The sequence below is a fragment of the Roseovarius sp. genome (assembly GCF_030373445.1).
GTDB lineage: Bacteria > Pseudomonadota > Alphaproteobacteria > Rhodobacterales > Rhodobacteraceae > Roseovarius.
This window is the reverse complement of record NZ_JAUCYU010000011.1, coordinates 49,352-73,398: the sequence shown is the minus strand read 5'-3', so window position 1 is coordinate 73,398 and position 24,047 is coordinate 49,352. Positions and strand designations below refer to the sequence as shown.

Annotated in this window: 23 protein-coding genes and 1 riboswitch; of the genes, 15 read left to right on the top strand and 8 right to left on the bottom strand. The window is 68.2% G+C overall.

What is annotated here, in order from left to right; translation table 11 throughout:
* Positions 1 to 103 precede the first annotated feature (103 nt).
* The 3 genes from QUV18_RS18375 to QUV18_RS18365 all read left to right on the top strand — a co-directional run bounded on the left by QUV18_RS18375 (position 104) and on the right by QUV18_RS18365 (position 4,212).
* Entirely contained in the window at positions 104 to 1,213 is a 1,110-nt protein-coding gene (locus tag QUV18_RS18375; RefSeq protein ID WP_300895550.1) for an ATP-binding cassette domain-containing protein, read from the top strand.
* Position 1,214: 1 nt separating this feature from the next.
* Positions 1,215 to 3,293 (top strand): ABC transporter permease subunit, encoded by a 2,079-nt coding sequence (locus QUV18_RS18370; protein ID WP_300895549.1) that lies wholly within the window; start codon positions 1,215 to 1,217, stop codon positions 3,291 to 3,293.
* Between the two features lie 127 nt (positions 3,294 to 3,420).
* A complete protein-coding gene (locus tag QUV18_RS18365; RefSeq protein ID WP_300895548.1) occupies positions 3,421 to 4,212 on the top strand; it encodes a DeoR/GlpR family DNA-binding transcription regulator in 792 nt (263 codons plus the stop codon).
* A gap of 38 nt (positions 4,213 to 4,250) precedes the next feature.
* On the opposite strand, the gene QUV18_RS18360 is transcribed toward QUV18_RS18365, so the two are convergent.
* From QUV18_RS18360 to QUV18_RS18345, 4 genes are all read right to left on the bottom strand, one after another.
* Positions 4,251 to 5,606, bottom strand: coding sequence for a glutamine synthetase family protein (locus tag QUV18_RS18360; RefSeq protein WP_300895547.1), 1,356 nt, complete (start codon positions 5,604 to 5,606; stop codon positions 4,251 to 4,253).
* 221 nt (positions 5,607 to 5,827) lie between these two features.
* On the bottom strand, positions 5,828 to 6,601 hold the full coding sequence (locus QUV18_RS18355) for an inositol monophosphatase family protein (RefSeq protein ID WP_300895546.1): 774 nt from the start codon (positions 6,599 to 6,601) through the stop codon (positions 5,828 to 5,830).
* 30 nt (positions 6,602 to 6,631) lie between these two features.
* Positions 6,632 to 9,079, bottom strand: coding sequence for an FAD-dependent oxidoreductase (locus tag QUV18_RS18350; RefSeq protein ID WP_300895545.1), 2,448 nt, complete (start codon positions 9,077 to 9,079; stop codon positions 6,632 to 6,634).
* 8 nt (positions 9,080 to 9,087) lie between these two features.
* On the bottom strand, positions 9,088 to 9,969 hold the full coding sequence (locus tag QUV18_RS18345; RefSeq protein WP_300895544.1) for a choline kinase family protein: 882 nt from the start codon (positions 9,967 to 9,969) through the stop codon (positions 9,088 to 9,090).
* Between the two features lie 651 nt (positions 9,970 to 10,620).
* Here QUV18_RS18345 and QUV18_RS18340 point away from each other — a divergent pair.
* Together QUV18_RS18340 and QUV18_RS18335 are read left to right on the top strand one after the other, a co-directional pair.
* On the top strand, positions 10,621 to 10,806 hold the full coding sequence (locus tag QUV18_RS18340) for a DUF3008 family protein (RefSeq protein WP_300895543.1): 186 nt from the start codon (positions 10,621 to 10,623) through the stop codon (positions 10,804 to 10,806).
* Positions 10,807 to 10,816: 10 nt separating this feature from the next.
* A complete protein-coding gene (locus tag QUV18_RS18335; protein WP_300895542.1) occupies positions 10,817 to 11,821 on the top strand; it encodes a DNA topoisomerase IB in 1,005 nt (334 codons plus the stop codon).
* A gap of 4 nt (positions 11,822 to 11,825) precedes the next feature.
* Here QUV18_RS18335 and QUV18_RS18330 read toward each other — a convergent pair whose 3' ends face one another.
* Together QUV18_RS18330 and QUV18_RS18325 are read right to left on the bottom strand one after the other, a co-directional pair.
* Positions 11,826 to 13,025, bottom strand: coding sequence for an MFS transporter (locus QUV18_RS18330; RefSeq protein WP_300895541.1), 1,200 nt, complete (start codon positions 13,023 to 13,025; stop codon positions 11,826 to 11,828).
* Positions 13,022 to 15,091 carry a TonB-dependent siderophore receptor gene (locus QUV18_RS18325; protein ID WP_300895540.1) on the bottom strand — a complete coding sequence of 690 codons (2,070 nt, stop codon included), beginning with the start codon at positions 15,089 to 15,091 and terminating at the stop codon, positions 13,022 to 13,024. Before QUV18_RS18325 ends, QUV18_RS18330 begins: the two co-directional genes overlap by 4 nt.
* 228 nt (positions 15,092 to 15,319) lie before the next feature.
* Positions 15,320 to 15,422, top strand: a riboswitch (TPP riboswitch).
* A 55-nt stretch (positions 15,423 to 15,477) separates the two neighbouring features.
* Here QUV18_RS18325 and thiD point away from each other — a divergent pair.
* The 10 genes from thiD to QUV18_RS18275 are packed head-to-tail and all read left to right on the top strand — an operon-like array spanning position 15,478 to position 22,856.
* A complete protein-coding gene (thiD, locus tag QUV18_RS18320; protein WP_300895539.1) occupies positions 15,478 to 16,290 on the top strand; it encodes a bifunctional hydroxymethylpyrimidine kinase/phosphomethylpyrimidine kinase in 813 nt (270 codons plus the stop codon).
* Positions 16,290 to 17,258, top strand: coding sequence for an FAD-dependent oxidoreductase (locus QUV18_RS18315; RefSeq protein WP_300895538.1), 969 nt, complete (start codon positions 16,290 to 16,292; stop codon positions 17,256 to 17,258). Before thiD ends, QUV18_RS18315 begins: the two co-directional genes overlap by 1 nt.
* Positions 17,255 to 17,452: a sulfur carrier protein ThiS gene (thiS, locus tag QUV18_RS18310; protein WP_300895537.1), complete on the top strand. Its 198-nt coding sequence runs from the start codon at positions 17,255 to 17,257 to the stop codon at positions 17,450 to 17,452. The genes QUV18_RS18315 and thiS overlap by 4 nt, the downstream gene beginning before the upstream one ends.
* 1 nt (position 17,453) lies before the next feature.
* A complete protein-coding gene (locus tag QUV18_RS18305) occupies positions 17,454 to 18,224 on the top strand; it encodes a thiazole synthase (RefSeq protein ID WP_300895536.1) in 771 nt (256 codons plus the stop codon).
* Entirely contained in the window at positions 18,221 to 18,817 is a 597-nt protein-coding gene (locus QUV18_RS18300) for a thiamine phosphate synthase (RefSeq protein ID WP_300895535.1), read from the top strand. The genes QUV18_RS18305 and QUV18_RS18300 overlap by 4 nt, the downstream gene beginning before the upstream one ends.
* On the top strand, positions 18,814 to 19,797 hold the full coding sequence (locus tag QUV18_RS18295; RefSeq protein WP_300895534.1) for a HesA/MoeB/ThiF family protein: 984 nt from the start codon (positions 18,814 to 18,816) through the stop codon (positions 19,795 to 19,797). Before QUV18_RS18300 ends, QUV18_RS18295 begins: the two co-directional genes overlap by 4 nt.
* On the top strand, positions 19,794 to 20,729 hold the full coding sequence (locus QUV18_RS18290) for an ABC transporter substrate-binding protein (protein ID WP_300895533.1): 936 nt from the start codon (positions 19,794 to 19,796) through the stop codon (positions 20,727 to 20,729). The genes QUV18_RS18295 and QUV18_RS18290 overlap by 4 nt, the downstream gene beginning before the upstream one ends.
* Positions 20,726 to 21,397: a TenA family protein gene (locus tag QUV18_RS18285; protein ID WP_300895532.1), complete on the top strand. Its 672-nt coding sequence runs from the start codon at positions 20,726 to 20,728 to the stop codon at positions 21,395 to 21,397. Before QUV18_RS18290 ends, QUV18_RS18285 begins: the two co-directional genes overlap by 4 nt.
* On the top strand, positions 21,394 to 22,122 hold the full coding sequence (locus QUV18_RS18280; protein ID WP_300895531.1) for an ATP-binding cassette domain-containing protein: 729 nt from the start codon (positions 21,394 to 21,396) through the stop codon (positions 22,120 to 22,122). The genes QUV18_RS18285 and QUV18_RS18280 overlap by 4 nt, the downstream gene beginning before the upstream one ends.
* Positions 22,119 to 22,856: an ABC transporter permease gene (locus tag QUV18_RS18275; protein WP_300895530.1), complete on the top strand. Its 738-nt coding sequence runs from the start codon at positions 22,119 to 22,121 to the stop codon at positions 22,854 to 22,856. The genes QUV18_RS18280 and QUV18_RS18275 overlap by 4 nt, the downstream gene beginning before the upstream one ends.
* Here the strand turns inward: QUV18_RS18275 and QUV18_RS18270 are convergent, their stop codons facing one another.
* On the bottom strand, positions 22,857 to 23,465 hold the full coding sequence (locus tag QUV18_RS18270) for a ferric reductase-like transmembrane domain-containing protein (RefSeq protein WP_300895529.1): 609 nt from the start codon (positions 23,463 to 23,465) through the stop codon (positions 22,857 to 22,859).
* Between the two features lie 23 nt (positions 23,466 to 23,488).
* Positions 23,489 to 23,977, bottom strand: a complete 489-nt coding sequence (locus QUV18_RS18265; RefSeq protein WP_300895528.1) for a twin-arginine translocation pathway signal — start codon at positions 23,975 to 23,977, stop codon at positions 23,489 to 23,491.
* Between the last annotated feature and the right edge of the window lie 70 nt (positions 23,978 to 24,047).

Genomic DNA, 24,047 nt, shown 5'->3' with positions numbered 1-24,047 from the left:
CTGGTTACCCCGGTGTGGCTGACGGCCTCTGCCCGTGCCGGGCGGAGGCCGATTTCCGCAGGCGCCCAGGCTTTCAGAGCAGCAGCAACCATCCGAGGCTTACATGACTCCATCACCGACCGGGACACCCGCCGGTTCCACCCGCGACATCCCGGATGCCGGGACGACGCCGGTCGCCATTCGCTGCGAGAACGTCTTCAAGGTCTTCGGCAAGAACGCGAAGCGGCTGGTGAATGCAGCGGAGGGCTACATCACCCCGGAGGCGGCGGCGGAGGCCGACTGTATCGTCGGGGTGAACAACGCCAGTTTCGAAGTCCGCGAGGGGGAGTTGCTGGTGATCATGGGCCTGTCCGGCTCGGGCAAGTCCACCCTCCTGCGCTGTATCTCGCGCCTGACGGAAGCGACGGCGGGCAAGGTCATCGTCGACGGGCGCGACTTGCTGGCGATGAACAACAAGCAGCTCATCGAGTTGCGGCGCAACAAGATGGGGATGGTCTTCCAGAATTTCGGCCTTCTGCCGCACAAGACGGTGCTGGAGAACATCGCCTTTCCGCTTCAGGTGAAGGGCCGGAAGACGCGCGAGAGCATGGACCGCGCGATGCAGATGATCGAGCTGGTCGGGCTGCATGGCCGGCAGAACTACTTTCCGCGACAGCTGTCGGGCGGTCAGCAGCAGCGGGTGGGCATCGCCCGCTCACTGGCGATCGAGCCGGACATCTGGTTTCTGGACGAGCCCTTTTCGGCGCTCGATCCGCTGATCCGGAAGGAGATGCAGGACGAGTTTCTGAGGCTTCAGAAGGTCCTGCACAAAACGATCCTGTTCGTGACGCACGATTTCGACGAGGCGCTGCGCCTGGCCGACCGGATCGCGATCATGAAGAACGGGATCATCGAGCAGCTGGATACGCCGGCCAATATCGTGCTGAACCCCAGGACGGAATACGTGCGCAAGTTCACCGAGGACGTGCCGCGAGAGAAGGTGCTGCGTGTCGTAAGCGTGATGGAAGCGCCCGCCGCGGGCGAGACACCGGGAGAGCTGCGGGTGCCGGGCGACGCGCTGATCGAGGACGTGGCCGAGGATGTACTCGGACAGTCACTGCCGGTCGGGGTGGTCGACGGCTCCGGCGCGCTGGTCGGGGTGCTTCACCCGTCGCACGTGCTGAGCGTGCTTTTCGGCGCGAGTGCCGGGCACCGGTCGGCGGACGGGGCATAGGATGAGCGCAGCACCGGAGATGCGCCCCCCGTGGTATCGCTCGAAACCGGCGATGAGCGTCCTGCTGGTCGCGGTCTTCCTGCTTTTGTGCGCGTTCATTGATCCGGGCGAGTCGAACCCGCTGTGGCGGCTGCCGCCCTTGTTGAAGGCGCTGCCCTACGCGATCAACGATGCCGTTCAATACATGCTGTTCGAGTGGATGCCGATCCCGGTCTATGACCCGATCATGGACCTCTACGAGCAGAAACCGTTGCTGCGGGAGGTCACCCGCGGCGTGTCCGACGGGCTGCTGTTCGTCATCAATTTCGTGCGCGAAGTGCTGCTGGGGGGCGTGAACACCATCGTCGCCTTTACCGGGTGGGATTTCATAAACGAGCATGAATGGGTCTACTGGCCCGCCCTGCCCTGGACCGTGGTCGCGGGCTGGGCCGCCCTTCTGGGATACCGGCTCGAGGGGATGCGCCTTGCCGTGCTGGGGGCGGCCACCACCTGTTTCATCGCGATCTTCGGACAGTGGGAGCCGTCGATGCAAACCCTGTCCTTCGTGCTGATCACGGCGCCGGCCGCCGCGCTCCTGGGCCTGGGCCTGGGAATCTGGTGCTACCGGAGCAGCGTGGTCGAGGCGGCGATGAACCCGCTCCTGAACGTGGCACAGACGATGCCGCATTACTCGTACCTCGTTCCGGTGATCGTGTTGTTCGGCGTGGGTGACCATGCGGCCGCCGTGGCGACGATCGTCTTCGCGACTCCGCCGATGGTCCGCCTGACGCTTCTCGGCCTGAAGGGCGTGCCGAACGATGTCGTCGAGGCCGGCCTGATGACGGGGTGCAGCAACAGGCAGCTTACCTTCAAAGTGCTGATTCCGGCGGCCAAGCGCGACGTGCTTCTGGGTGTCAACCAGGTGGTCATGCAATGCCTTGCCATGACGGTGATCGCCTCGTTCGTGGGAGCAAAAGGGCTGGGGTCGAACCTGATGATCGCGCTCAATTCGCTGAAGATCGGGACGGGAATCGAGATCGGCATCTGCATCGTTCTGATGGCGGTGTTCCTCGACAAGGTGTCGATCGCCTGGGCCAACCGGAAGACAGATTACTTTGCCGACCGGACGTTTCTGCAGCGGCATACGGCCCTTCTCCTGGGCGCCGGGATCCTGGTTGCGGGGGCACTTCTGGCGATGCTGGGAAGCGTCATCTTCCGGGAGGATTTCAATTACCTCCACCAGATCCCACATAACAAGGGCCTGACGACAGAGACGTTCTGGCAGGGGCTTGTCGACTGGATCTGGAACGCGTTCTTCGAGCCGTTGAACAGCTTCAACAAGTTCCTGATTTCCAGCGTGCTGGTGCCGATGCGCGACGCCTACCTGGCGATGCCGGTGGCAGCGACCTTCCTGCTGGTGGGCGGGATGGCCTATATCCTGGCGGGTCTGCGGTCGGCGGTGATCGTGTTGCTTTACCTTCTGTTCATCGCGTTCTCGGAATACTGGGACCGGGCGCTGATCACGGCCTACATGGCGTCTTTCGCGGTGATCGTGTCGGCGGTTCTCGGGGTGACCGTCGGGACGCTTTGCGCACAGAATGCCCATGCCAGCCGGATGGCGCTTCTGCTGTGCGATTTCTTCCAGACGTTTCCGTCCTTCATCTACCTCATCCCGGTGATCCTCCTGTTCGGGATCACCGACACGTCGGTGATCATCGCGGCCATCGCATATGCCACCGTGCCCGCCACGCGCTACACGATCGAGGGGTTGCTGAGCATTCCCGAGGTGCTGCAGGACGCGGGCTCGATGGCGGGGGTGTCGCGGTTTCAGCGGCTTGTCTCGATCGAGTTTCCGGTGGCCTTTCCGCATATCATGCTGGGGCTGAACCAGACCGTCATCTTCGCGCTGTTCATGGTCATCATCGGCGCGTTCATCGGCACGACCGACCTTGGGCAATTGATTCTAAAGGCAATTTCGGATCCGCAGGGGACCGGGGTCGGGTTGGTGTTGGGGGTTTGTGTGGCGTTTATCGGGTTGGCGGCGGACCAGGTGATTCGGACCTGGGCGAACAACAAGAAGAGGATGCTGGGATTGGCCTAGCCGGGCGCGGTGTTGGAAAATGTTGATTTGCCGGCTTTGGGGGGTGGTGTCTTCCGCCGGTTAGGAAGTATCCAGAGGTCGATTTCGCCGTGATCCGGCCCCGGCAGAGAGAGAAGAGTGCGCGCAGATGTCGAAATACGAGCAGGAAATCCTGAACACGGTCAACACACGGGGCACCGTGACGGTTGCCGAGATCGCGCAGCTTCTCGATGTCTCGGACCAGACCATCCGCCGCATCGTCAAGCCGATGGAAAAGCGCGGCGAGTTGAAGAAGGTGCACGGCGCGCTGGTGAGCAACCAGGACACGATGGACCCGCCCTTCCTGTCGCGCATGCAGACCAACCGTTCGGCCAAGGTGGCGATCGCCAATTGCGTCGCCAACCTCATCGAGGATGGCAGTTCGCTGGCGATCGACACCGGCTCGACCTCGGGCTTCGTGGCGCAGATCCTGCGCCAGAAGCGCAACCTGAGCGTCGTGACCAACTCGGCCTTCATCGCCAGCACCCTGTCGCTGATCGAGGGGAACCGGGTGTTCATGGCCGGCACGCAGCTGCGCAACCATGACGGCGCGGCCTTCGACAGGGCGGCCTATGACGTGATAGCGAGCCTGTCGGTCGAATACGCCATCCTGTCGGCCTCGGGCGTCCATCCGGAGATGGGGTTCCTGGGGTACGAGCAATGCGAGGTGGACATGGCGAGGTCGATGATCGCCATATCCGACAGGTCGATCTTCGCGGTCGACAGTTCGAAATTTCAAATCGCGGACAAGTTTCCGCCGATACGCCTGCCGAAGCTGCGTCCCAACGACATTGTCGTCAGCGAGGCCCGCCCGCACGAGGATTTCGACGCGCTGGTCGGGCCGCACCTGGTGGTGGCCGACGGCGCCGTCGCGGGCAAGAAGGCGAAGCTGGTCCGCTAGCGGACCGCCCGCCCTGCCCGTCCCTTCGACTTCCCCCGTCAGGCCATCTCGAAGCCGCGGGCGATTTCGTAGTCGGTGACCACGCGGGCGAAATCCTCGAGCTCGACCTCGGCCGCGCGGGCGTAGTGATCCACCACGTCGTCGCCCAGCGCGTTGCGCAGCATGTCGGAGCCCAGGAGCGCGGCGCGCGCGTCGCGCAGGTCGGAGGGGATCATCCCATCCTGCCCCTGGTAGGCATCGCCGGAGAAGGCGGGCTGAAGCGTCAGACCTTCCTCGATCCCGGCGATCCCCGCGGCGATCTGAACGGCCATCGCGAGGTAGGGGTTGATGTCCGAGCCGCCGACCCGGCATTCGACGCGAACCGCCCTCGTGCCGGCCCCGCACAGGCGGAAGCCCGCGGTGCGGTTGTCGACCGACCAGATGATGCGGGTGGGGGCGAAGGTGCCGACCTGGAAGCGCTTGTAGCTGTTGACGTAGGGCGCGAGGAAATAAGTGAAATCGGGCGCGTATTTCAGCAGCCCCGCCATGTAGCTCTTCATCAGGTCACTCATGCCCAGTTCGTCGTCCTCGGCATAGAAGGCCGGGGTGCCGTCCTTCCAGAGCGACTGGTGCACGTGGCTGGAACTTCCGACCTTGTCCTGGTGCCATTTCGGCAGGAAGCTGGCGGCATGGCCCTTTGCATGGGCGATGTCCTTGATCGCATGCTTGGCGATGGTGTGATAATCGCCGGTGTCCATCGCCGGGGCGTACTTGATGTTCAGCTCTTCCTGGCCCGTCTCGGCCTCGCCCTTGGAGTTCTCGATCGGGATGCCCGCGTTCCACAGGTGGTTGCGGATCGGGCGCATCACGTGCTCTTCGCGGGTGGTCTGGGTGATGTGGTAATCCTCGTTGTAGCCCGAGATCGGCTCGAGATCGCGGAAGCCGGACCTGCGGATCTCGTCGTAGCTTCGGGCGAAGAGGAAGAATTCCAGCTCGGTCGCCATCATCGCCTCGAAGCCCATCGCCTCGAGCCGGCGAAGCTGGCGCTTGAGCATGGTTCTGGGGGCGTGCGGCACTTCCTCGTGCGTGTGATGATCGAGGATGTCGCAGAGCACCATCGCCGTGCCCTCGAGCCAGGGCATCAGGCGCAGGGTGCCGAGGTCGGGTTTCATCACGTAGTCGCCATAGCCCTTTTCCCAGCTCGTGGAGGCATAGCCGTCGGGCGTGGCCATCTTCATGTCCGTGGCCAGCAGGTAGTTGCAGCAATGGGTTTCGTCATACCCGCCGTCGACGAAGTGGCCCGCGTGGAACCGCTTGCCCAACAGGCGGCCCTGCATGTCGGGAAAGCAGACCAGAACGGTATCGATCTCTCCGCTGGCGGTTTTTTCCTGCAGGGTTTCAAGGCTGATGGTCATGTCGGTGTCTCCAGTGCAGTCGGGGGCGTGTTGTAATGCGGGGCCGGGCCCGGCGCGGTCTTGCGTTCACCATGCGGGGGCAAGGGACATTCAGCAAGCCGATCCCGGCCGCGCGGGGCGGTCGGTGGGCTGACAGGGTGAAGAATTGGGCTTTGAAGGCGGTCCTGCCGGGCGCGGCCGCGTCAGGCGCTGTGCCCTGCCCGGCCCGCGCGGGCGCGCCCTCAGCCATTCAGCAGCGCCAGGAGGCTTGCGTGCAGCCCCGGCGTTGCGGCGGCGAGGACCGCGCCGTCGGACTGGCGGGTGAGGCGGTTGCCCTGCCAGTCGGTCATGACCCCGCCGGCGGCCTCGACCACCGCGGAGACGGCGAGGAAATCATAGGGTTGCAGGTCGTAATCGACGACCGCGTCGACAAGGCCCGAGGCCAGCAGCGCATGGGGGTAGCAATCATACCCGAAGCGGCGCGTCTGGCCGCATCGCGCCAGCGTCTCGAAAAGCTCGGGGCGGTCGCGGTAGATCTTCTCGGCCTCGTTCAGGTAGAAGACGGCGCTGGCCAGGTCGGTCTGCCCGGACACCCGGATCGGCGCGCCGTTGCGGGAGGCGCCGCGGCCGGGCACACCGAGATAGGTTTCGCCCAGCGCGGGCATGCCGATCACGCCGAGGTCGACCGTATCGTCCGCCAGGTGGGCCAGCAGGAAGCCGAAGAGCGGATTCCCCGACAGGAAGGACCGCGTGCCGTCGATCGGGTCCACGACCCAGAGGTCGCGGGCGGTGCCGCCTTCCGTTCCGTGCTCTTCGCCGAAGATGCCGTGATCGGGGAAGGCCTGCCGGAGATGGGCGCGAACGGCGGCTTCGACCGCCTTGTCAGCCTGGGTGACGGGGCTTTCGTCGGGCTTGATCTCGATATCGAGGGGGTTGCGGAAATACCGCATCGCGGTGTCGGCGGCGAGCCGGGCGGCACCGAGGGCGTGATGCTCCAGCTGGTCGATCTCCGTCACGGTGGGGTCTCCTTTGGCGGGCATCACGGCTCAGGCTTTGACGCGGTCCATCTTCGGATCGTAGAGCGGGGCAAGGGTCGCCTGCGCCGCGACCCGTTCGGTGGCCACTTCCAGCTCGTAGGTGCCAGCGGTGACATAATCGGCATCGACACCATCGGCGCAGCGCACGTATCCGAAGCCGATGGATTTTCCGACCGTGTAGCCGAAGCCGCCCGAGCTGAGCCAGCCGACGCGTTCGCCGTTGCGATAGATCGTCTCGCGGCCCAGGAGCACGACATCGGGGTCGGTGGTGAAGCAGACGAGCCTCTTCTTCACGCCTGCCTCCTTTTGCGCCTTCACGGCGTCGCGGCCCTTGAAGTCGACGTTCTTGCGCAGCTTGACGGCCCAGCCGAGGCCGCTTTCGACCGGGGTGTGATCGGGGCCGATATCGGCGCCCCAGGCGCGGTAACCCTTTTCCAGCCGCAGGGACTCGATGGCGCGGTAGCCGGCATTGACGAGGCCCAGGGGTTCGCCCGCCTGCATGATCGCCTGGTAGACCGTCTGGGCGTACTCGACGGGCAGGTGCAACTCCCAGCCGAGCTCGCCCACGTAGGTGACGCGCAGGGCGCGCACCGGGCAGCCGGCGATGCCGATGGTGCGCAGGGTGCCGAAGGGGAAGGCGGCGTTGGAGACGTCGTCGCGGGTGACGGTCCCGAGTATCTTGCGGGCGTTGGGGCCCATGAGGGACAGCACCGCGTTGGCGGAGGTGATGTCGACGAGCTGGCAGTTCATGCCGGCGGGGATGTTGCGGCTGATCCAGTCGAAATCGTGGGTGGCGTAGCCGGTGCCGGTGACGATGTAGAACTCGTCATGGGCGATGCGGCCGACGGTGAGGTCGCACTCGATGCCGCCGTGGTCGTTGAGCATCTGGGTGTAGGTCAGGGCGCCGACCGGTTTGTCGATATCGTTGGCGCAGATCCACGTGAGCGCGTCGAGGGCGTCGGGGCCTTTCAGCAGGAACTTGGCGAAGGAGGTCTGGTCGATCAGGACGGCGGCGTTGCGCGCGGCGGCGTGCTCGCGGCCGACCGCGTCGAACCAGTTCTGGCGGCCGAAACTGTAGATGTCCTCCGGGGTTTCGCCCCGGGCCGTGTCGGCGAACCAGTTGGGGCGTTCCCAGCCCAGCTTTTCGCCGAAGCAGGCGCCGTGGGCCTTGAGGATGTCGTAGAGCGGGGACTTGCGGCAGGGGCGGCCGCTGTCGTGCTCTTCGTGGGGCCAGGACATGGTGTAGTGCTTGCCGTAGGCCTCGACCGTGCGGGTGCGGACCCAGTCGGTGTCGAAATGCGGGCGGCCGAAGCGGCGGATGTCGGCAGACCAGAGATCGAAGGGCGGCTCTCCCTTGTGGACCCATTCGGCGAGCGCCATGCCGGCGCCGCCGCCGGCGGCGATACCGAAGGCGTTGAACCCCGCGCCGACGAAGAAATTGCGCTGTTCCGGCGCCTCGCCGATGATGAAGTTGCCGTCGGGGGTGAAGCTTTCCGGACCGTTCGTCAGGGTCTTGATGCCCGCGCTTTCCAGCGCCGGCACGCGGCCGAGCGAGAGTTCCATAAGCTGTTCGAAATGCTCGTAATTGCTGTCGAGCAGGCTGTAATGGAACCCCTCGGGAATGCCGTCCACCGCCCAGGGAATGGGGTTCGGCTCGTAGCCGCCCATGACCAGCCCGCCGACCTCTTCCTTGTAGTAGGTCAGGCGGTCGGGGTCGCGCAGCGTGGGCAGGTTGGCGGGCACGCCGTCGAACGGCTCGGTGACCATGTACTGGTGCTCCATCGAGACCAGGGGCACGTTCACGCCGAACCGGCGGGCGAAGGCGCGTGTCCACTGTCCGGCGCAGCAGATCACCTTCTCGCATTCGATCCGCCCGGCATCGGTGATCACCGCGCGGATGACGCCATCCTCGATCTCGATATCGGTGACGGCCGTGTCCTCGAACAGCTTCGCGCCGGCCATGCGGGCGCCCTTGGCCAGCGCCTGGGTGATGTCCGAGGGGTTGGCCTGCCCGTCGGTGGGCAGGAAGGCGGCGCCGATGACGTCGGAGACGTCCATGAGCGGCCAGAGCTCCTGGGCCTCCTTCGGGGTGAGGAGGTTCATTTCCAGGCCGAAGGAATGGGCAGTCGTCGCCTGGCGCTTCACCTCGGTCCAGCGTTCCTCGGTGCAGGCGAGACGCAGCCCGCCATTCATTTTCCAGCCGGTGCCCAGCCCGGTTTCCTGCTCGATCCTGTTATAGAGATCGACGGAATAACCCAGCAATTGCGTGATGTTGGCGTTCGAGCGCAGCTGACCGACGAGGCCCGCGGCGTGGAAGGTCGTGCCGCTGGTGAGCTTGTTGCGTTCCAGCAGGATCGTATCGGTCCAGCCGAGCCTTGCCAGGTGGTAGGCGGTGGAACAGCCGATGATCCCGCCGCCGATGATGACCGCCTTTGCGGTTGAGGGTAGTTCGCTCATGTCCGTATTCAGCCTTGCTTGAAATTTTCCAGTGCGGCGTGGAAGCGCGCGAGGTTCTCGGCCGTGTAGGCCCGGTAGTCGAAGTCGATGTCGGAGGTCAGTTCCGAGACCATGCTCCACATCGTTTCGCGCAGGAGCGAGGCGCATTTCATGGCGGCATAGCGGTGGCGCAGGTCGTCGGTGACCGGGGTCTCGAAATAGGTCTCGAGCATCCAGTCTTCCTGTTCGGGGCTCAGCCCGTTGTTAGAGGCCAGCCCGCCGAGGTCGAAGAGGGGCGTGTTGAAACCGGCATAGTCGAAATCGATCAGCCAGAGCCGGGTGCCATCGTCGAGCAGGTTGCCGCAGAGCAGGTCGTTATGGCCGAAGACGATCTCGAACGGGCCCGCGGCGCGTTCCAGCTCGTTGCCGGTTTCGACCAGCTCGGGCAGCATCGCCTTGTGGTCGCTCTGGCCTTCGGTGAGCGTGGCGGCATAGTCGCGGATGACGTGAAACACCCAGAAAACAAGGGCCGGGCCGCGCAGGTGGGCGGGCACCTCGCGGTGGCAGCGGGTCACCAGATCGAGGATGCGGGGCAGCATGTCGGGGCGGCGCACGTCTTCCTCGGTCAGGGTCCGGCTTTCGATGTAGTCGAGCACGGTCAGGCCGTTCTCGGCATGGACGACCGCCGGGGAGAGACCGGCGGCGTGGGCGGCGCGGGCGGCGGAGAGTTCGTTGAAGCGCAGGACCTGATGGAGGGGGATGTCGTCGCCGACGCGGACGACGTAGGTGGCCTGGTCGTCGGTGACGCGGTAGTTGACGTTGGTGATACCGCCCGTGAGGGGGGTGGCCGTGATCCTGCCTTTCCAGATCGGCAAGGCCTGGATGCGGGCGATCAGGTCATTTTCGCTCATGATATCAACTTTCTAGACAATTCTGGCTGCAAGCGACAGGCCCGGGGCAGCGCCCCGCCGGGGAGAGCGCGGCGGCCCTGATCGGAGTGGCGGCGCGGGGTGTCGGCAAGACAGGGCGGAATGGCGGTTTTCCCCTTCCAGAACAGGGCCTTGCCACACGCATTGCCCGGGGGAGACTGGCCGGTCGGGCGGGACGGGTGTGGCAGGGGTCACGGCAGATTCCTTCCTTGGGTCGCTGGGAAGTATTCACACATCAATCGCAACAGAACTCAACAGATAAAGTGCATGAATGTTGCAAAATGTTGATTTCGACACCCCTGGGAGCCCATGGTTGCAGCGCTTCGGGATGCGGCCGCGCCGGTCGACTGGAGCGCTTCAATGGTTAATGGCCATATTTTGCAGGGGTTTCAACGTCGGTATCACGTCGGTATCGCGTCGGTGCGGGCGTCGGCACCGCCAATGGTTAATGTGGCGCGCGGTGGCGGGGGCCGCGAGATGTGGGGGGCCGCGCAACGGCCGCGGAGAGGAGTGGCGGAAGGGCGCCGTACGATAGCGCGCAGGCGGGCCATGCGGCGGGAACCGCAGGGGCGTTTGGGGGGTTTCCGGAATTGCCCGGCCCGGCGTGAGGCCGGGGTTTCAGGAGGAAAGGCCATGTCACTCATAACGCCCGACGAGCAGAAAGCCGCGGACGCGGCATTGCTGGCCAAGCGCGGCTATACGAAGGTGAACGAGCTGGAGGACGCGGCGCGGCGGCTTTACGTGTCGATGACCGCGCAGGAGCTTGAGAAGATGAGCGGCCGGCATTACCCGGCCGGGGTCGAGATCGACAGCGAGTGATCCGGCCGCGATGACAGCGAGACGTCTCAACGGGCTGCTCTATTACCCCGATGACCGGCCGGGCATCACCCGCCGGCGCCGGGGGCGCGGGTTCAGCTACCACGCCCCCGACGGCAGCCTGATCCGCGATGCGGTCGAACGTGACCGCATCGCGGCGATTGCCGTGCCGCCCGCCTATAGCGCGGTTTGGATCACCCCCGAGCCGCTGGGCCACCTTCAGGCCACCGGGCGCGATGCCAAGGGGCGCAAGCAGTACCGGTATCATGCCGACTGGCAGGCGATGCGGGCGCGGCGCAAGTATGACGGGCTGGCGGGTTTCGGGCGCACCCTGCCCGCCCTGCGCGCCCGGATCGCCGCCGGGCTGCGCACGCCTGCCGGGTCGCGCGAGCTGGCGCTGGCGTCGGTGCTGGCGCTGCTGGACCGCGCGTCGATCCGGGTGGGCTCGGCCGGGTATGCCAAGGAGAACGAGAGTTTCGGCGCGACGACGCTGCAGAACCGCCACGTGCGGTTCGACGAGACCGGCGTGACGCTGAGCTTTCCCGGCAAGGGGCAGCTTCCGGTGACCTGCCACCTGCAGGGGGCGCGGCTGTTGCGGGCGCTGCACAAAGTGCGCGACCTGCCCGGGGCGGAGCTGATCTCGTGGCGGGGGCCGGACGGGGCGTATCACGCCATCGGCCCGGCGCAGGTGAACGCGCTGCTGGAGGAGGTCTGCGGCGAGGGGACGACGGCGAAGAGTTTCCGGACATGGAACGGCACGGTCGCGGCGTTCCGGGTGGCGGTGGCGCCCGGGCCGCTGACCATCGCGATGATGGCCGAGGCCGCGGCGGAGCGGCTGGGCAACACGCCGGCCATCGCGCGGGGGAGCTACATTCACCCCGAGGTGATCGCGCTGGCCGAGATGGCGCCCGGGGAAAGGGAGGCGCGGCTGGGGGCCGTTGCGGAGGTGGAGTTGAGCGGGCTGCGGGCGCAGGAGGGCCTGTTGATCGGGTTCCTGGAGGGCGGCACGCGGCGCTGAGGTTTCAGGTTGCGCGGCTGAGGCGGAGGATGGCTGGCAGGGCCGCGACGGCGATGGCGGCGGCGATGGCGAAGAAGATGCCGTAGCCGAAGCGTTCGGCGACGATGCCCGCGAGGGTGCCCGCGACCATGCTGACGGCGGCGTCCATGCACTGGAAGAGGGTGAAGTCGACGCCGGCCTGCCGGGGATCGGACCATTTCATGAAAAGCGCGTAGAGGGCCACGAAGCCCAGCGCCATCATCGCCGCGCTGCCGGCGATGGCGAGAGGGGCGGTGAGGCGTGTCTCGACGATGCCGGTGGCGGCCGAAAGGGCGACGAGCGCCAGTAGCGCCGCCTGTATCACCACGGCGCCGGCCAGCACCGGGCGGCTGCCCAGCCTGCGGACGAGGGCGCCGCCGAAGAGGGCGCCGAGAAGGCCGAGGCCGAGGCTGCCCGCGCCGTTGACGAGGCCGAGATCGGTGAGGGTGTAGCCCGCGTCGACGAAGAAGGGCCCGATCATGCCAATGGCGGTTTTCTGGGCGACGACGTAGATCGCCGCGATGGCGAGGCCGCGGCGGACCTCGGGGCGGGACAGCGCGTCGGAGAGGCGGGGGACGTGGGAGCGGGACTCGTCCGTGCCGGCGCGGGCGATGAGGAGGAAGGGCAGGATCAGCAGCGCCACGAGGGCGGCCATTGCCCCTGCCCCCATGGTCCAGCCGGCGCGGTCGACGAGCACCAGGAACAGGCCGCCGCCGATGGCCGAGCCGACATAGGCGCCGCCCACCTGCGCCGCGTTGCCCCAGCCGTATTGCCCGCCTTGCAGGGCGGCCACGGCGTAGCCGTCACAGGAGATGTCGACCGTGGCGGTGGCGAAGGCCACGGCCAGCAGCACCGCCATGACCGGCAGCACCGGTGCGGGGCCGATCAGCCCGGCGATGGCCAGCCCGGCGATGGACACCAGCCCGCCCGCCAGCACGATCTGCGCCGAGCGGTGGCGGCCGCGCATGGGCAGGCGGTAGCGTTCGACGGCGGGTGCCCAGAGGAACTTGAGCGCCCAGGGCAGGACGAGCAGCGACAGAAGGCCGATCCGGTCGAGCGGCAGGCCCTGTGCCCGGAGCACGCCGGGCAGGCCCGACCATGTCAGCCCGCCGATCACGCTTTGCGCGACGTAGACGCCGCCGATCGCCCCCACGACCGCCGGCGCCGAGGGGGCGCGCGTGCTCAAAACCGGTGCCGGAGGCCGAGGGTCGCGGTGCGCCCTTCGTAGCGGTAGCAGGTGCCGGCGCTGCAGGTCTGGCCGTCTTCGTCGAAGAGGTTCTTGATGTTGGCCTGCAGCACCATGCCCTTGATCCCGTGGCGGGCGAGGTCGTAGGTGAAGGAGAGGTCGGCGAACAGTTTCTCGGAGTTGCGGAAGGTGTTCTGGTCGTCACCCCAGCTTGGGCCCACGTAGCGCAGGCCGCCGCCGATGCCGATGCCCTTCAGCGCGCCGGCCCGGGGCTCGTAGAAGGCCCAGAGCGAGGCGCTGGTTTCGGGGATGGCGGAGAGGTCGTTGCCGTTGGTGCCGGCGGCGCCCTTCTCGATCTCGACCTCGACCTGCGTGAAGCTGCCGGTGACGCGGAGCGCCTCGGTCAGGTTGGCCTGTGCCTCGATCTCGAAGCCCTTCGAGTGCAGGTCGAGCTGGCGCTGCTTGTTGACGCCGGTGGAGGTGTCGAAGACCACGCCGTCTTCCTGCTGGATGTCGAAGAGCGAGGCGGTGATCAGGCTGTCGGTGCCGGGGATCACGTACTTGACGCCGATCTCGGCCTGTTCGGCGCGGGTGGGTTCGGCGGCGCGGCTGACGGTGGAGGTGACGTCGTCGAAGACGCGGCCCACGTTGGGCGAGAAGGAGGTGGAGTAGTTGGCGAAGGGAGTGACGCCATTGGCGAACTCGTAAGCCACGCCGAGCCGGCCCGAGAAGGCCTCGTCGGAGGTGGAGGTGCGGGTGCCGGTGGCGTCGCGGGCGGTGGTGTCGACCCAGTCGTAGCGGCCGCTGGCGAAGATCGTCCAGGCGCCGGCGGTCATCTGGTCGTGGAAATAGACGCCCGTCTGGTCGTTCTCCTGCCCGCCGGCATAGGGCAGCGGCATCGCCGCGGTGTCGGCGGCCGACACGTAGCCGACGGCGGAGAAGGCGTCGTAGGAGGCTTGCGTGTAGTCGATGCCGGCGACGAACTCGTGATCGACCGCGCCGGTGTTGAAGGCGATCTCGGCATGGGTGTCGACGGTGAATTGCTGCATGTCCTCGACGTAATGCCCCCAGTAGCGGGCCAGGCCGCCGCCGGCCGCGTAGAAGCCGCTGTATTCGAGGTCGGCGTCGACCTCGGCATAGCGCAGGTTCTGGCGCAGGGTGATGGCGTCGGTCAGGTCGTGTTCGAGCTGGTAGCCGGCGCGCCACTGGGTCTGGTCGAAATCGTTGTAGGCGGGGTCGCCGTTGTAGAGGTTGGAGGCGGTGCCGTAGCTGGGGTTGTAGAAGGCCGCCGTGCCGCCGACCGTGGCCTCGGAATACTCGCCGAGGAAGGTGATCCGGGTGCGGTCGTTGAAGTGGTAGGTCAGGCTGGGGGCGAGCAGCATCTTGTCGTCGTCGTAGCCCGGCAGCGGCGTGCCCGCGTCGCGCCAGAGGCCGGTGAGGCGGTAGAGCAGCTTGCCGTCCTCGTCCACCGGGCCGGAGAAGTCGAAGGCCAGCTCGGCCCGGTCATCGGTGCCGGTGGTGACTTTCAGCTCGCGGAAGCGGTAGTCGAGTGGGCGCTTGGAGACCACGTTGGCGATGCCGCCCGGGCCGCTGACGCCGTAGAGCGAGGAGGCCGGGCCCTTGAGGAGCGCGACGCCCTCGTAGGTGTAGGGATCGTTGCGGAACCATGCCGAGGGGCCGTTGTACTGGCGCAGCCCGTCGCGGAAGAGGCCGGTGTAGAAGGCCGGGAAGCCGCGCAGGTAGAGCGCGTCGTAGCGGGTGTCGAAGCCGAAATTGTTGACCGAGGTGCCGCTGGAATAGCCCACCGTGTCGAGCAGGGTGCGGGGCTGCTGATCCTCGATCTGGTCCTCGGTGACGACGCTGATGTTCTGGGGGATGCGGCGGATCTCGGTGTCCACTTTCGTGGCCTGCCGGCCCCGCTGGGCGACGTAGCCGTCCTGTTGCAGGGTATCGTCGCTTTCGGCCTCGAGCTGGAGCGTGCCGAGGTCGTAATTCTGCGCCTGCTGGGCCGAGGCGGGCAGGCCGATCGCGGTGGCCGCGAGGATCGCGTTGATGGATGTGCGCACGAGGTCTTCTCCTGTCCTGTCCCGGTTTTGGCGGAGTTCTGGCACAGGCGGCCAGAAATAACAAACAGAAATAGTCAGGAATCTGGGCCGGAAGATTTATCAAGGTTTTGCATCATGTTACCTGCCGTTCCTGTCGTGTCGCCGGGCGATGGGGCGCCGGTATGCCGGTTTGATGCGTGGCCTGCGCGCGCCCGCTTGCCCGCCCCGGACAAAGCCGCTAACGTTCGCCCGAATCCGTTGGGGTGCCCCGCAAGGGGGCTGAGAGGCCAAGCGTCAACCCATCGAACCTGATCCGGGCAATGCCGGCGTAGGGAACGGAGATCGAGCGCGCGAGAGACGCCCGTTTTCCCCATCCCGAGCACCGGTGCCCGACACCGGAGCCGAAGATGGAACAGATCGCCAAACTACTTGTCATCGCAGGGTCGGACAGCGGCGGGGGCGCCGGTATCCAGGCCGATATCAAGACCGCCTCGGCGCTTGGCGTCTATGCCGCGACGGCGCTGACCGCGATCACCGCGCAGAACACGCGCGGCGTGCGGGCGGTGGAGATGCTGTCGCCCGGGATCGTCGGCGCGCAGATCAGTGCCGTGCTGGAGGATATCGGGATCGGCGCCGTCAAGATCGGGATGCTGGGCGATGCGGGGATCGTGGATGCGGTGGCCGATGCGCTGGCGGGGTTTGACGGGCCGGTGGTGCTGGACCCGGTGATGGTGGCGAAGTCGGGCGATGCGCTGCTGGCGGATGAGGCGGTGGCGGCGGTGGCCGAGCGGCTGTTGCCGATGTCGCGCTTGCTGACGCCGAACCTGCCCGAGGCGGCGCGGCTGCTGGGGCGGAAGGTGGCCACGACGCCGGAGGAGGTGCGGGCGCAGGGCGCGGCGCTGCGGGCGATGGGCGCGGGCGCGGTGCTGATGAAGGGCGGCCATGCGGAGGGGCCGGTGTGCCGTGACGTGCTGGTGACGGGTGACGGCGGGGCTGAGTGTGAGGCGGTGTTCGAGGCGCCGCGGCTGGAGACGCGCAACACGCATGGGACGGGCTGTTCACTGTCCTCGGCGGTTGCTGCGGAGCTGGCCAAGGGGGCGACGCTGGTGGACTCGGTGGGCCGGGCGCATGGCTGGCTGCACGGGGCGATTGCCGCGGCGGACGGGTTGGGCGTGGGCCACGGCCAGGGGCCGGTGCATCATTTCCACGAGGTCTGGTGATGGCGGTGGACGTGACCATCCTGGGCGCGGGCGTGGCCGGGCTGTGCGTGGCGACGGAGCTTGTCGCGCGGGGCGCGCGGGTGCGGGTGATCGACCCCGGCGGCGGGCCGGGCAAGCAGGGCTGTTCGTGGTGGGCCGGCGGGATGCTGGCGCCCGACTGCGAGGGCGAGACGGCGGAGGCGGAGGTTGTGCGCCTGGGCCAGGAGGCGGCCGGCTGGTGGCAGGCGGCGGGCGTGCCGGTGGAGCAGAAAGGCACGCTGGTGCTGGCGCTTGGGCGGGACCGGGCGGAGCTGGACCGGTTCGCGCGGCGGACGGCGGGGCATGAGGCGCTTTCGGCCGAGGGGGTTGGCAAGCTGGAGCCGGAACTGGCCGGGCGGTTTGGCCGGGGGCTGCATTTTGCAGGCGAGGCGCATCTCGATCCGCGCGGGGCGTTGGTAACGCTTTGCGAGCGGCTGGCCGAACGGGGCGTGACGGTGGAGCGGAACGCGGAGCCGGAGGGCCGGATCGTCGATTGCCGGGGGCTGGCGGCGCGGGATGTGCTGCCGGGGTTGCGGGGTGTCAGGGGCGAGATGGTGGTGCTGCGGGCGCCGGCTGTGCGCCTTGGGCGGACCGTGCGGCTGCTGCACCCGCGCCATCCGCTTTACGTGGTGCCGCGCGGCGACGGCGTCTACATGCTGGGCGCCACCCAGATCGAGAGCGACGGGCGGGGGCCGGCCAGCCTGCGCTCGACCGTCGAGTTGCTGAACGCGGGGTATGCGCTGCACCCCGCGTTCGCCGAGGCCGAGGTGCTTGAGATCGGCGCCGATGCGCGGCCCGCCTTTGCCGACAACCTGCCGCGCCTCGTGCGGCGGGGCGACCGCCTGCATGTCAACGGGTTGTTCCGCCACGGATTCCTGCTGGCGCCCGCGCTGGCGCGGATGGCGGCGGATCACCTTCTGGACATGAAAACACCGGAGTTGATGGAATGAAGATCACCGTGAACGGGGCGCCGGCCGAGGTCAGCGCCACGACGCTGTCAGAGGCGCTGAAGGAGCTGGGATATGCGCAAGCAAGGGTGGCGACCGCCGTGAACGAGCGGTTCGTGCCGGGCGCGGCAAGGGCCGGAACCGAGCTGTCCGAGGGCGACCGGCTGGAAATCCTCGCGCCACGGCAGGGAGGCTGAGATGCCGGTTTTCTATGGCACCGAGATCGCCTCGCCTCTGATGCTGGGCACGGCGCAATACCCCTCCCCCGCCGTACTGGCCGAGGCGTTCCGGCGGTCGGGCGCGGGGGTCGCGACGGTGTCGATCCGGCGCGAGGCGGCGGGCGGCGATGGCGGCGCGTTCTGGGAGATGATCGAGGGGCTGGGCCTGCCGGTGCTGCCCAATACCGCCGGCTGCCACAGCGTGCGCGAGGCGGTGACGACGGCGCACATGGCGCGGGAGCTGTTCGGAACCGACTGGATCAAGCTGGAGGTGATCGGGCACGAGGACACGCTGCAGCCCGACCCGTTCGGGCTGGTGGAGGCCGCGCGCATTTTGAGCGATGACGGGTTCAGGGTGTTTCCCTACACGACCGAGGACGGGGTGCTGGCGGGGCGCTTGCTGGAGGCGGGCTGCGAGGTGCTGATGCCCTGGGGGGCGCCGATCGGCACGGGGCTGGGGCTGAACAATGTCTACGGTTTGCGGACGCTGAGGGCGCAGTTCCCGGATGTGCCGATGGTGATCGACGCGGGTCTGGGCCTGCCGAGCCACGCGGCGCAGGCGATGGAACTGGGGTTTGATGCCGTGCTGCTGAATACCGCCGTGGCGAAGGCAGGCGACCCGGCGGCGATGGCGGAGGGGTTCGCCAAGGCGCTGGAGGCGGGGCGGCTGGCGCATGGCGCCGACCCGATGGAGGCGCGGGACATGGCGGCGCCCTCGACCCCGCTGCTGGGACTGGCGGTGCTGGAATGAGGCTGGACCGGTTCTACCCGATTTTCGACGATCCCGCGTGGCTGGAGCGGGCGCTGCCGCTGGGAGTGCGGTTGGTGCAGATGCGGTTCAAGGACCTGCCCGAGGCGGAGCTTCTGGAGAAGCTGGCGCGGAGCCGGGACCTGTGCCGGGCGGCAGGGGCGGTGATGGTGGTGAACGATCACTGGCGACAGGCGATCGAGCTGGGCTGCGACTGGGTGCATTTGGGGCAGGAGGACCTCGATACGGCGGATGTGCAGGCGATCCGGCGGGCGGGGATCCGGCTGGGGCTGTCGACCCATGACGAGGCGGAGCTGGAACGGGCCTTGGGGGTCGGGCCGGATTACGTGGCGCTGGGGCCAGTGTGGCCGACGGTGCTGAAGAAGATGAAGTGGCATCGGCAGGGGGTGGCGCGGGTCAGGGAATGGAAGGCGCGGATCGGGGATTTGCCGCTGGTGGCGATCGGCGGGCTGCGGCCGGAAAGGGCGGCGGAGGCGTTCGGGGCGGGGGCGGATATCGTCTCGATGGTGACGGATATCACGCGCAATGAGGACCCCGAGGTGCGCATCCGGGAGTGGCTGGAGGTGACGCGGTGAGCCGGTATGCGCGGCAGGTGGCGGTGCCGGAACTGGGCGCCGGGGGGCAGGCCCGGCTGCGGGCGGCGCGTGCGCTGGTGGTGGGCGCGGGCGGGCTGGCGGCGCCGGTTTTGCAGTACCTGGCGGGGGCGGGGTTCGGGATGATCCGGCTGGTCGATGGCGACGTGGTGGCGGAGAGCAACCTGCACCGGCAGACGCTGTTCCGGATGGGCGATATCGGGCGGCCGAAGGTAGAGGCCGCGCGGGAGGCCGTGGCGGGGCTGAACCCCGACTGCCGGGTGGAGGCGGTGCGCGATGTGCTGGGGCCGGGGAATGCGGCGGCGCTGGCGGAGGGGATCGGGCTGGTGCTCGACTGTGCCGACAGTTTCGCGGCGAGTTACGTGCTGTCGGATTTGTGCGCAGAAAAGGGCCTGCCGCTGATTTCCGCCTCGGTGATCGGGACGGAGGGCTATGCCGGCGGGTTCTGTGGCGGGGTGCCGTCATTGAGGGCGGTGTTCCCGGATTTGCCGCAACGGCTGGGGTCATGCGCCGAGGATGGCGTGCTAGGCCCGGTGGTGGGGGTGATCGGCGGGCTGCAGGCGCAGATGGCGCTGGCGGTGGCGGCGGGGATGGCGCCTTCGCCGCTGGGCCGGGTGGTGAGTTACGAGGCGATGGCCCACAGGTTCGGCGGGTTCCGCTTCGACGGTGCGCCGGAGCCGGACTGGCGGCCCGGCTTCATCGACCCGGCGACGATTGCCGCCGATGATTTCGTCATCGACCTGCGAGCGCCCGAGGAAGGGCCGCTGGCGCACCCGCTCGCCCGGCGCATCGCGCCCGAGGCGATGGGCGATGGCGGCCCCTGCCCCGCGCCCGGCCAGCGGGCCGTGCTGTGCTGTCGCTCGGGCCTCAGGGCGTGGACGGCCGCCGAGCGGCTGGCCGCCCGCTGGGATGGAGAAATCACACTTGTCGCGCTTGGCGACCAAACCGGAGAGACCGCATGAAACGACTGATCCTTCCCCTTCTTCTGCTGGCGCAGCCCGCGCTGGCGCAGGACAAGCTGACCGTGGCGCTGGACTGGTTCGTGAACCCCGATCACGGGCCGATCATCATCGCGCAGGAGAACGGGATTTTCGCCGAGCATGGGCTGGAGGTGGAGATCGTGGCGCCCGCCGACCCGGCGGACCCGCCGAAGATGGCGGCCTCGGGACAGGCGGATATCGCGATTTCCTACCAGCCGCAGCTGCATCTGCAGGTGGCCGAGGGGCTGCCGCTGAAGGCGATCGGCACGTTGGTGGCGACGCCGCTCAATTGCCTGCTGGTGCGGGAGGACGGACCGGTCAAGTCGCTGGCCGACCTCGAGGGCCGCAAGGTGGGGTTCTCGGTGGCGGGGGTCGAGGAGGCGCTTTTGTCGGCGATGCTGAAGCCCGCGGGGCTGGGGATGGGGGATATCGAGCTGGTCAACGTGAACTGGTCGCTGTCGCCCTCGCTGATGTCGGGGCAGGTGGATGCGGTGATCGGGGCGTTCCGGAATTTCGAGCTGAACCAGATGGAGATCGAGGGGGTGGCGGGGCGCTGTTTCTACCCCGAGGAGGAAGGCGTGCCGCCCTATGACGAGCTGGTCTACGTGGCCAACCCGGAGCATGTCGATGGCGACGCCGCCGCGCGGTTCCTGGCGGCGACGGAGGAGGCGGTGCAGTATATCGTCAACCATCCGGAGGAAAGCTGGGAGGTGTTCGCGGGCTCCTCGCGGGAGCTGGATGACGAGCTGAACGCCAAGGCGTGGGTGGATACCCTGCCCCGTTTCGCGCTGCGGCCCGCGGCGGTGGATGCGGGGCGCTATGCGCGGTTCGAGCGGTTCCTGTTCGAGGCGGGGCTGCTGGAGGACGTGAAGCCGGTTTCGGCACTGACCCATGTGCCGGGGGCGGACGGATGAGCTATGGCACGGTCTATCCCCTGTGGCGCGAGGCCGCCGGGGCGGAATGGGCGCGCTACGTGCGGCATCCGTTCGTGGAGGGCCTGGGCGACGGCACCCTGCCCCGCGCGGCGTTCCTGCATTACCTCGTGCAGGATTACATCTTCCTCGTGCATTTCAGCCGCGCCTGGGCGCTGGCGGTGACCAAGGCCGGCACGATCGGGGAGATGCGGAGCTGTACGGGGGTGACCAAGGCGCTGATCGACGAGGAGATGCAGTTGCATGTCGGTATCTGCGCCGAGGCGGGGATCGACGAGGCCACGCTCTTTGCCGCCGAGGAGCGGCAGGAGAACCTGGCCTATACGCGCTTCGTGCTGGATGCGGGGCATTCGGGCGATTTCCTCGACCTGCTGGCGGCGCTGGCGCCCTGCGTGCTGGGCTATGGCGAGATCGGTGCAAGGCTGGCGGTTGAGGCGGGCGAGACGCCTTATGCCGAGTGGATCGCGACCTATGGCGGGGAGGATACCCAGGCGCTGTGTGCCGAGGTGGGCGCGCTGATCGACGGGGCGGCGGCGCGGCGGCTGGGGCCGGATCCGCAGGCGAGCCCGCGCTGGGAGGGTCTGTGCCGGACCTTCGGGATGGCGACGCGGCTGGAGGCGGGGTTCTGGGACATGGGGCTGACTCCGTGACGGCCCCGCCGGGGCTTTGCTTCTCGGGCCGGGTGAGCGTGGGCGGGGTGGAGATCCTTGCGCCCGTGTCGCTGGAGGTGCCGGCGGGGCGGTGGACCTGCCTGCTGGGGGCGTCGGGCGTGGGGAAATCGACGCTTTTGCAGTGTTTTGCCGGGCTGGGGGACGGGCTGGTGCTGGAGGGCACGGCGCGGGCGAGCGATGGCGGGGCGTTGCAGGGCCGGGTGGCGATGATGGCGCAGGCGGACCTGCTGATGCCGTGGCTGAGCGTGCGGGAGAACGTGATGCTTGGGGCGCGGCTGCGCGGCCTGCGCGGGGACGTGGCCCGGGCAGAGGAGTTGTTGCGGCGCGTGGGGCTGGAGGCGCTGGCGGGGCGGAGACCGCGGGCGCTGTCGGGCGGGCAGAGGCAGCGGGCGGCGCTGGCGCGGACGCTTTACGAGGATCGGCCCGTGGTGCTGCTGGACGAGCCGTTTTCGGCGCTGGACGTGGCGACGCGGGCGAGGATGCAGGAGCTGGCGGCGGAGGTGCTGCGCGGGCGGACGGTGCTGCATGTCACGCACGACCCGGCCGAGGCCGCGCGGCTGGGCGAGCGGGTGTTCGTGCTGACCGGGCAAGGGCTGTCGGAGGTGGCGGTCGAGGCGCCCGAACCGATCCCGCGCGCGCCCGATACGGGCGAGACGCTGGCGGTGACCGGGCGGTTGACCCGGCTGCTGCTGGACGCGGCATGAGGGGGCTGTGGGCGCTGCTGCCGCTGGGGTTCGGGCTGGCGCTCTGGCAGGCGGCGGTGGTGGTGTTGCAGGTGCCGCATTTCATCCTGCCGGGGCCGGCAAGGGTGGGCATTGCGCTTTGGGAGAACCGGGCGCTTCTGGCGGAGAACGCGCTGGTGACGGTGACGGAGGTGCTGGTGGGGCTGGCGCTTGGCGCCGTGCTGGGCTGGGTGACGGCGATCGGGCTGGCGCTGTCGCCCGCCGCCCGGCGGCTGGTGCGGCCGCTGCTGGTGTTCAGCCAGGCGGTGCCGGTCTTTGCGCTGGCGCCGATCTTCACGCTGTGGTTCGGCTACGGGATGGGATCGAAAGTGGCGATGGCGCTGCTGATCATCTATTTCCCGGTGACGTCGGCCTTCTTCGACGCGCTGGTCTCGACCCCGCCCGCGTGGCTGCAACAGGCGCGGGTGATGGGCGCGGGGCCTATGCGGGTGATGTGGCACGTGCGGATTCCGGCGGCGCTGCCGGGCTTGCTGTCGGGGCTGCGGCTGGCGGCGGTTTACGCGCCGATCGGGGCGATCATCGGCGAATGGGTGGGCGCGTCGCGCGGGCTGGGCTACCTGATGCTGCTGGCGAACGGGCGGGCGAAGATCGACCTGATGTTCGCGACGGTGATCGTGGTGGCGGTGCTGACGCTGGCGCTGCACCGGGTGGTGGATGGGCTGGCGACGCGGGCCGAGGCGGCGCGGCGCGGGTGATCAACGCGCGCGGCGGAGGCGTTTGAGCGTGCCGGGGTCGAAGGCGACGCGGAGGGTTAGGGCGAGCGCCAGGGTGCAGAGGGTGATTTTCGAGACGGTTTCCATCGTGCCGGTGATGAGGATGGCGTGGACGACGCTGCCGGTGACGATGACGAGGGCCAGCGCGGTGTGGGCGATGCGCCAGGTGCGCCAGCGCAGGCGGAGGCGGCGGCGGATCACGGCGAGGATCGCGGTGGCGAAGAGCGCCCACATGGCAATGACGCCCCACGGGGTGAAGGGCGTGGGCGAGGTGAAAAGGAGGGCGTCGATCACGTCGGGCGGGCTGGTGAGCCAGAGGCCGGCGACGTGGAGGATGACGGAAAGGACCAGCGCCGCGCCGGTCCAGCGGTGGATGCGGCGTTCCTGCAGCGGGTCGAGGCCCGGCAGGAGGCCCGCGATCAGGAGCGGCTGGATCAGCAGCAAGGCCATGCCCGTGACGCCCGCGAAGCCGGCGGCGATGTAGACGGGCTGGCGCCATTCGAGCAGTGGGCTGAGCGCCGCCGCGACCAGGGGCACGGCCAGCACCAAGGCGGTGGCGGCCCAGATCAGAGTGGCGCGCAGCAGGGGCATCAGGGCGGCGGTCCGGCGGGGGATCAGACGGGTTTCAGGACGAAATGCGCCTCGAGGCTGGTGTCGCTCGCGCTCGACATGACGGGGCGGAGGAAGACGGTCTCGTGGTCTTCGCTGTCATAGGCGAGATGGCCGTGGGGCTGGCCGAAGGCCGGCACGATCTGGGGCATTTCGAGGCGGAATTCGCCGTTGGCGTCGGTCAGCGTGGCGCCGTGGCTGTGCCAGTCGCGCTCGTGCCCCTCGGTTGTGTGGGCCCAGATCTGGATGCGCTGGCCTTCCAGCGGGGCGCCGTCGCCCGCGCGGCGCACGGTGCCGGACATCCAGAAGCCGCCGCCGCCGATGCGTTCGACGATGGGCGCGCCGGGGCGGTAGTTGTTGGCGCCGCCGCGCATCGAGGCGGTGGGGGCCACGTCCTGTGCCATGGCGGGGGTGAGAAGGCCCGTGGCGCCGGTGGCGAGCGTCGCGCCGCCCGTGGCAAGGAGGGTCCGGCGGTTGAGGAAGGGGGATGGCATTGAGGTCTCTCCTTTCGTGCGTGGGGTTGCGCAACCAAGGTCGTGTCGTGACCCGACCGTACCATTCCTA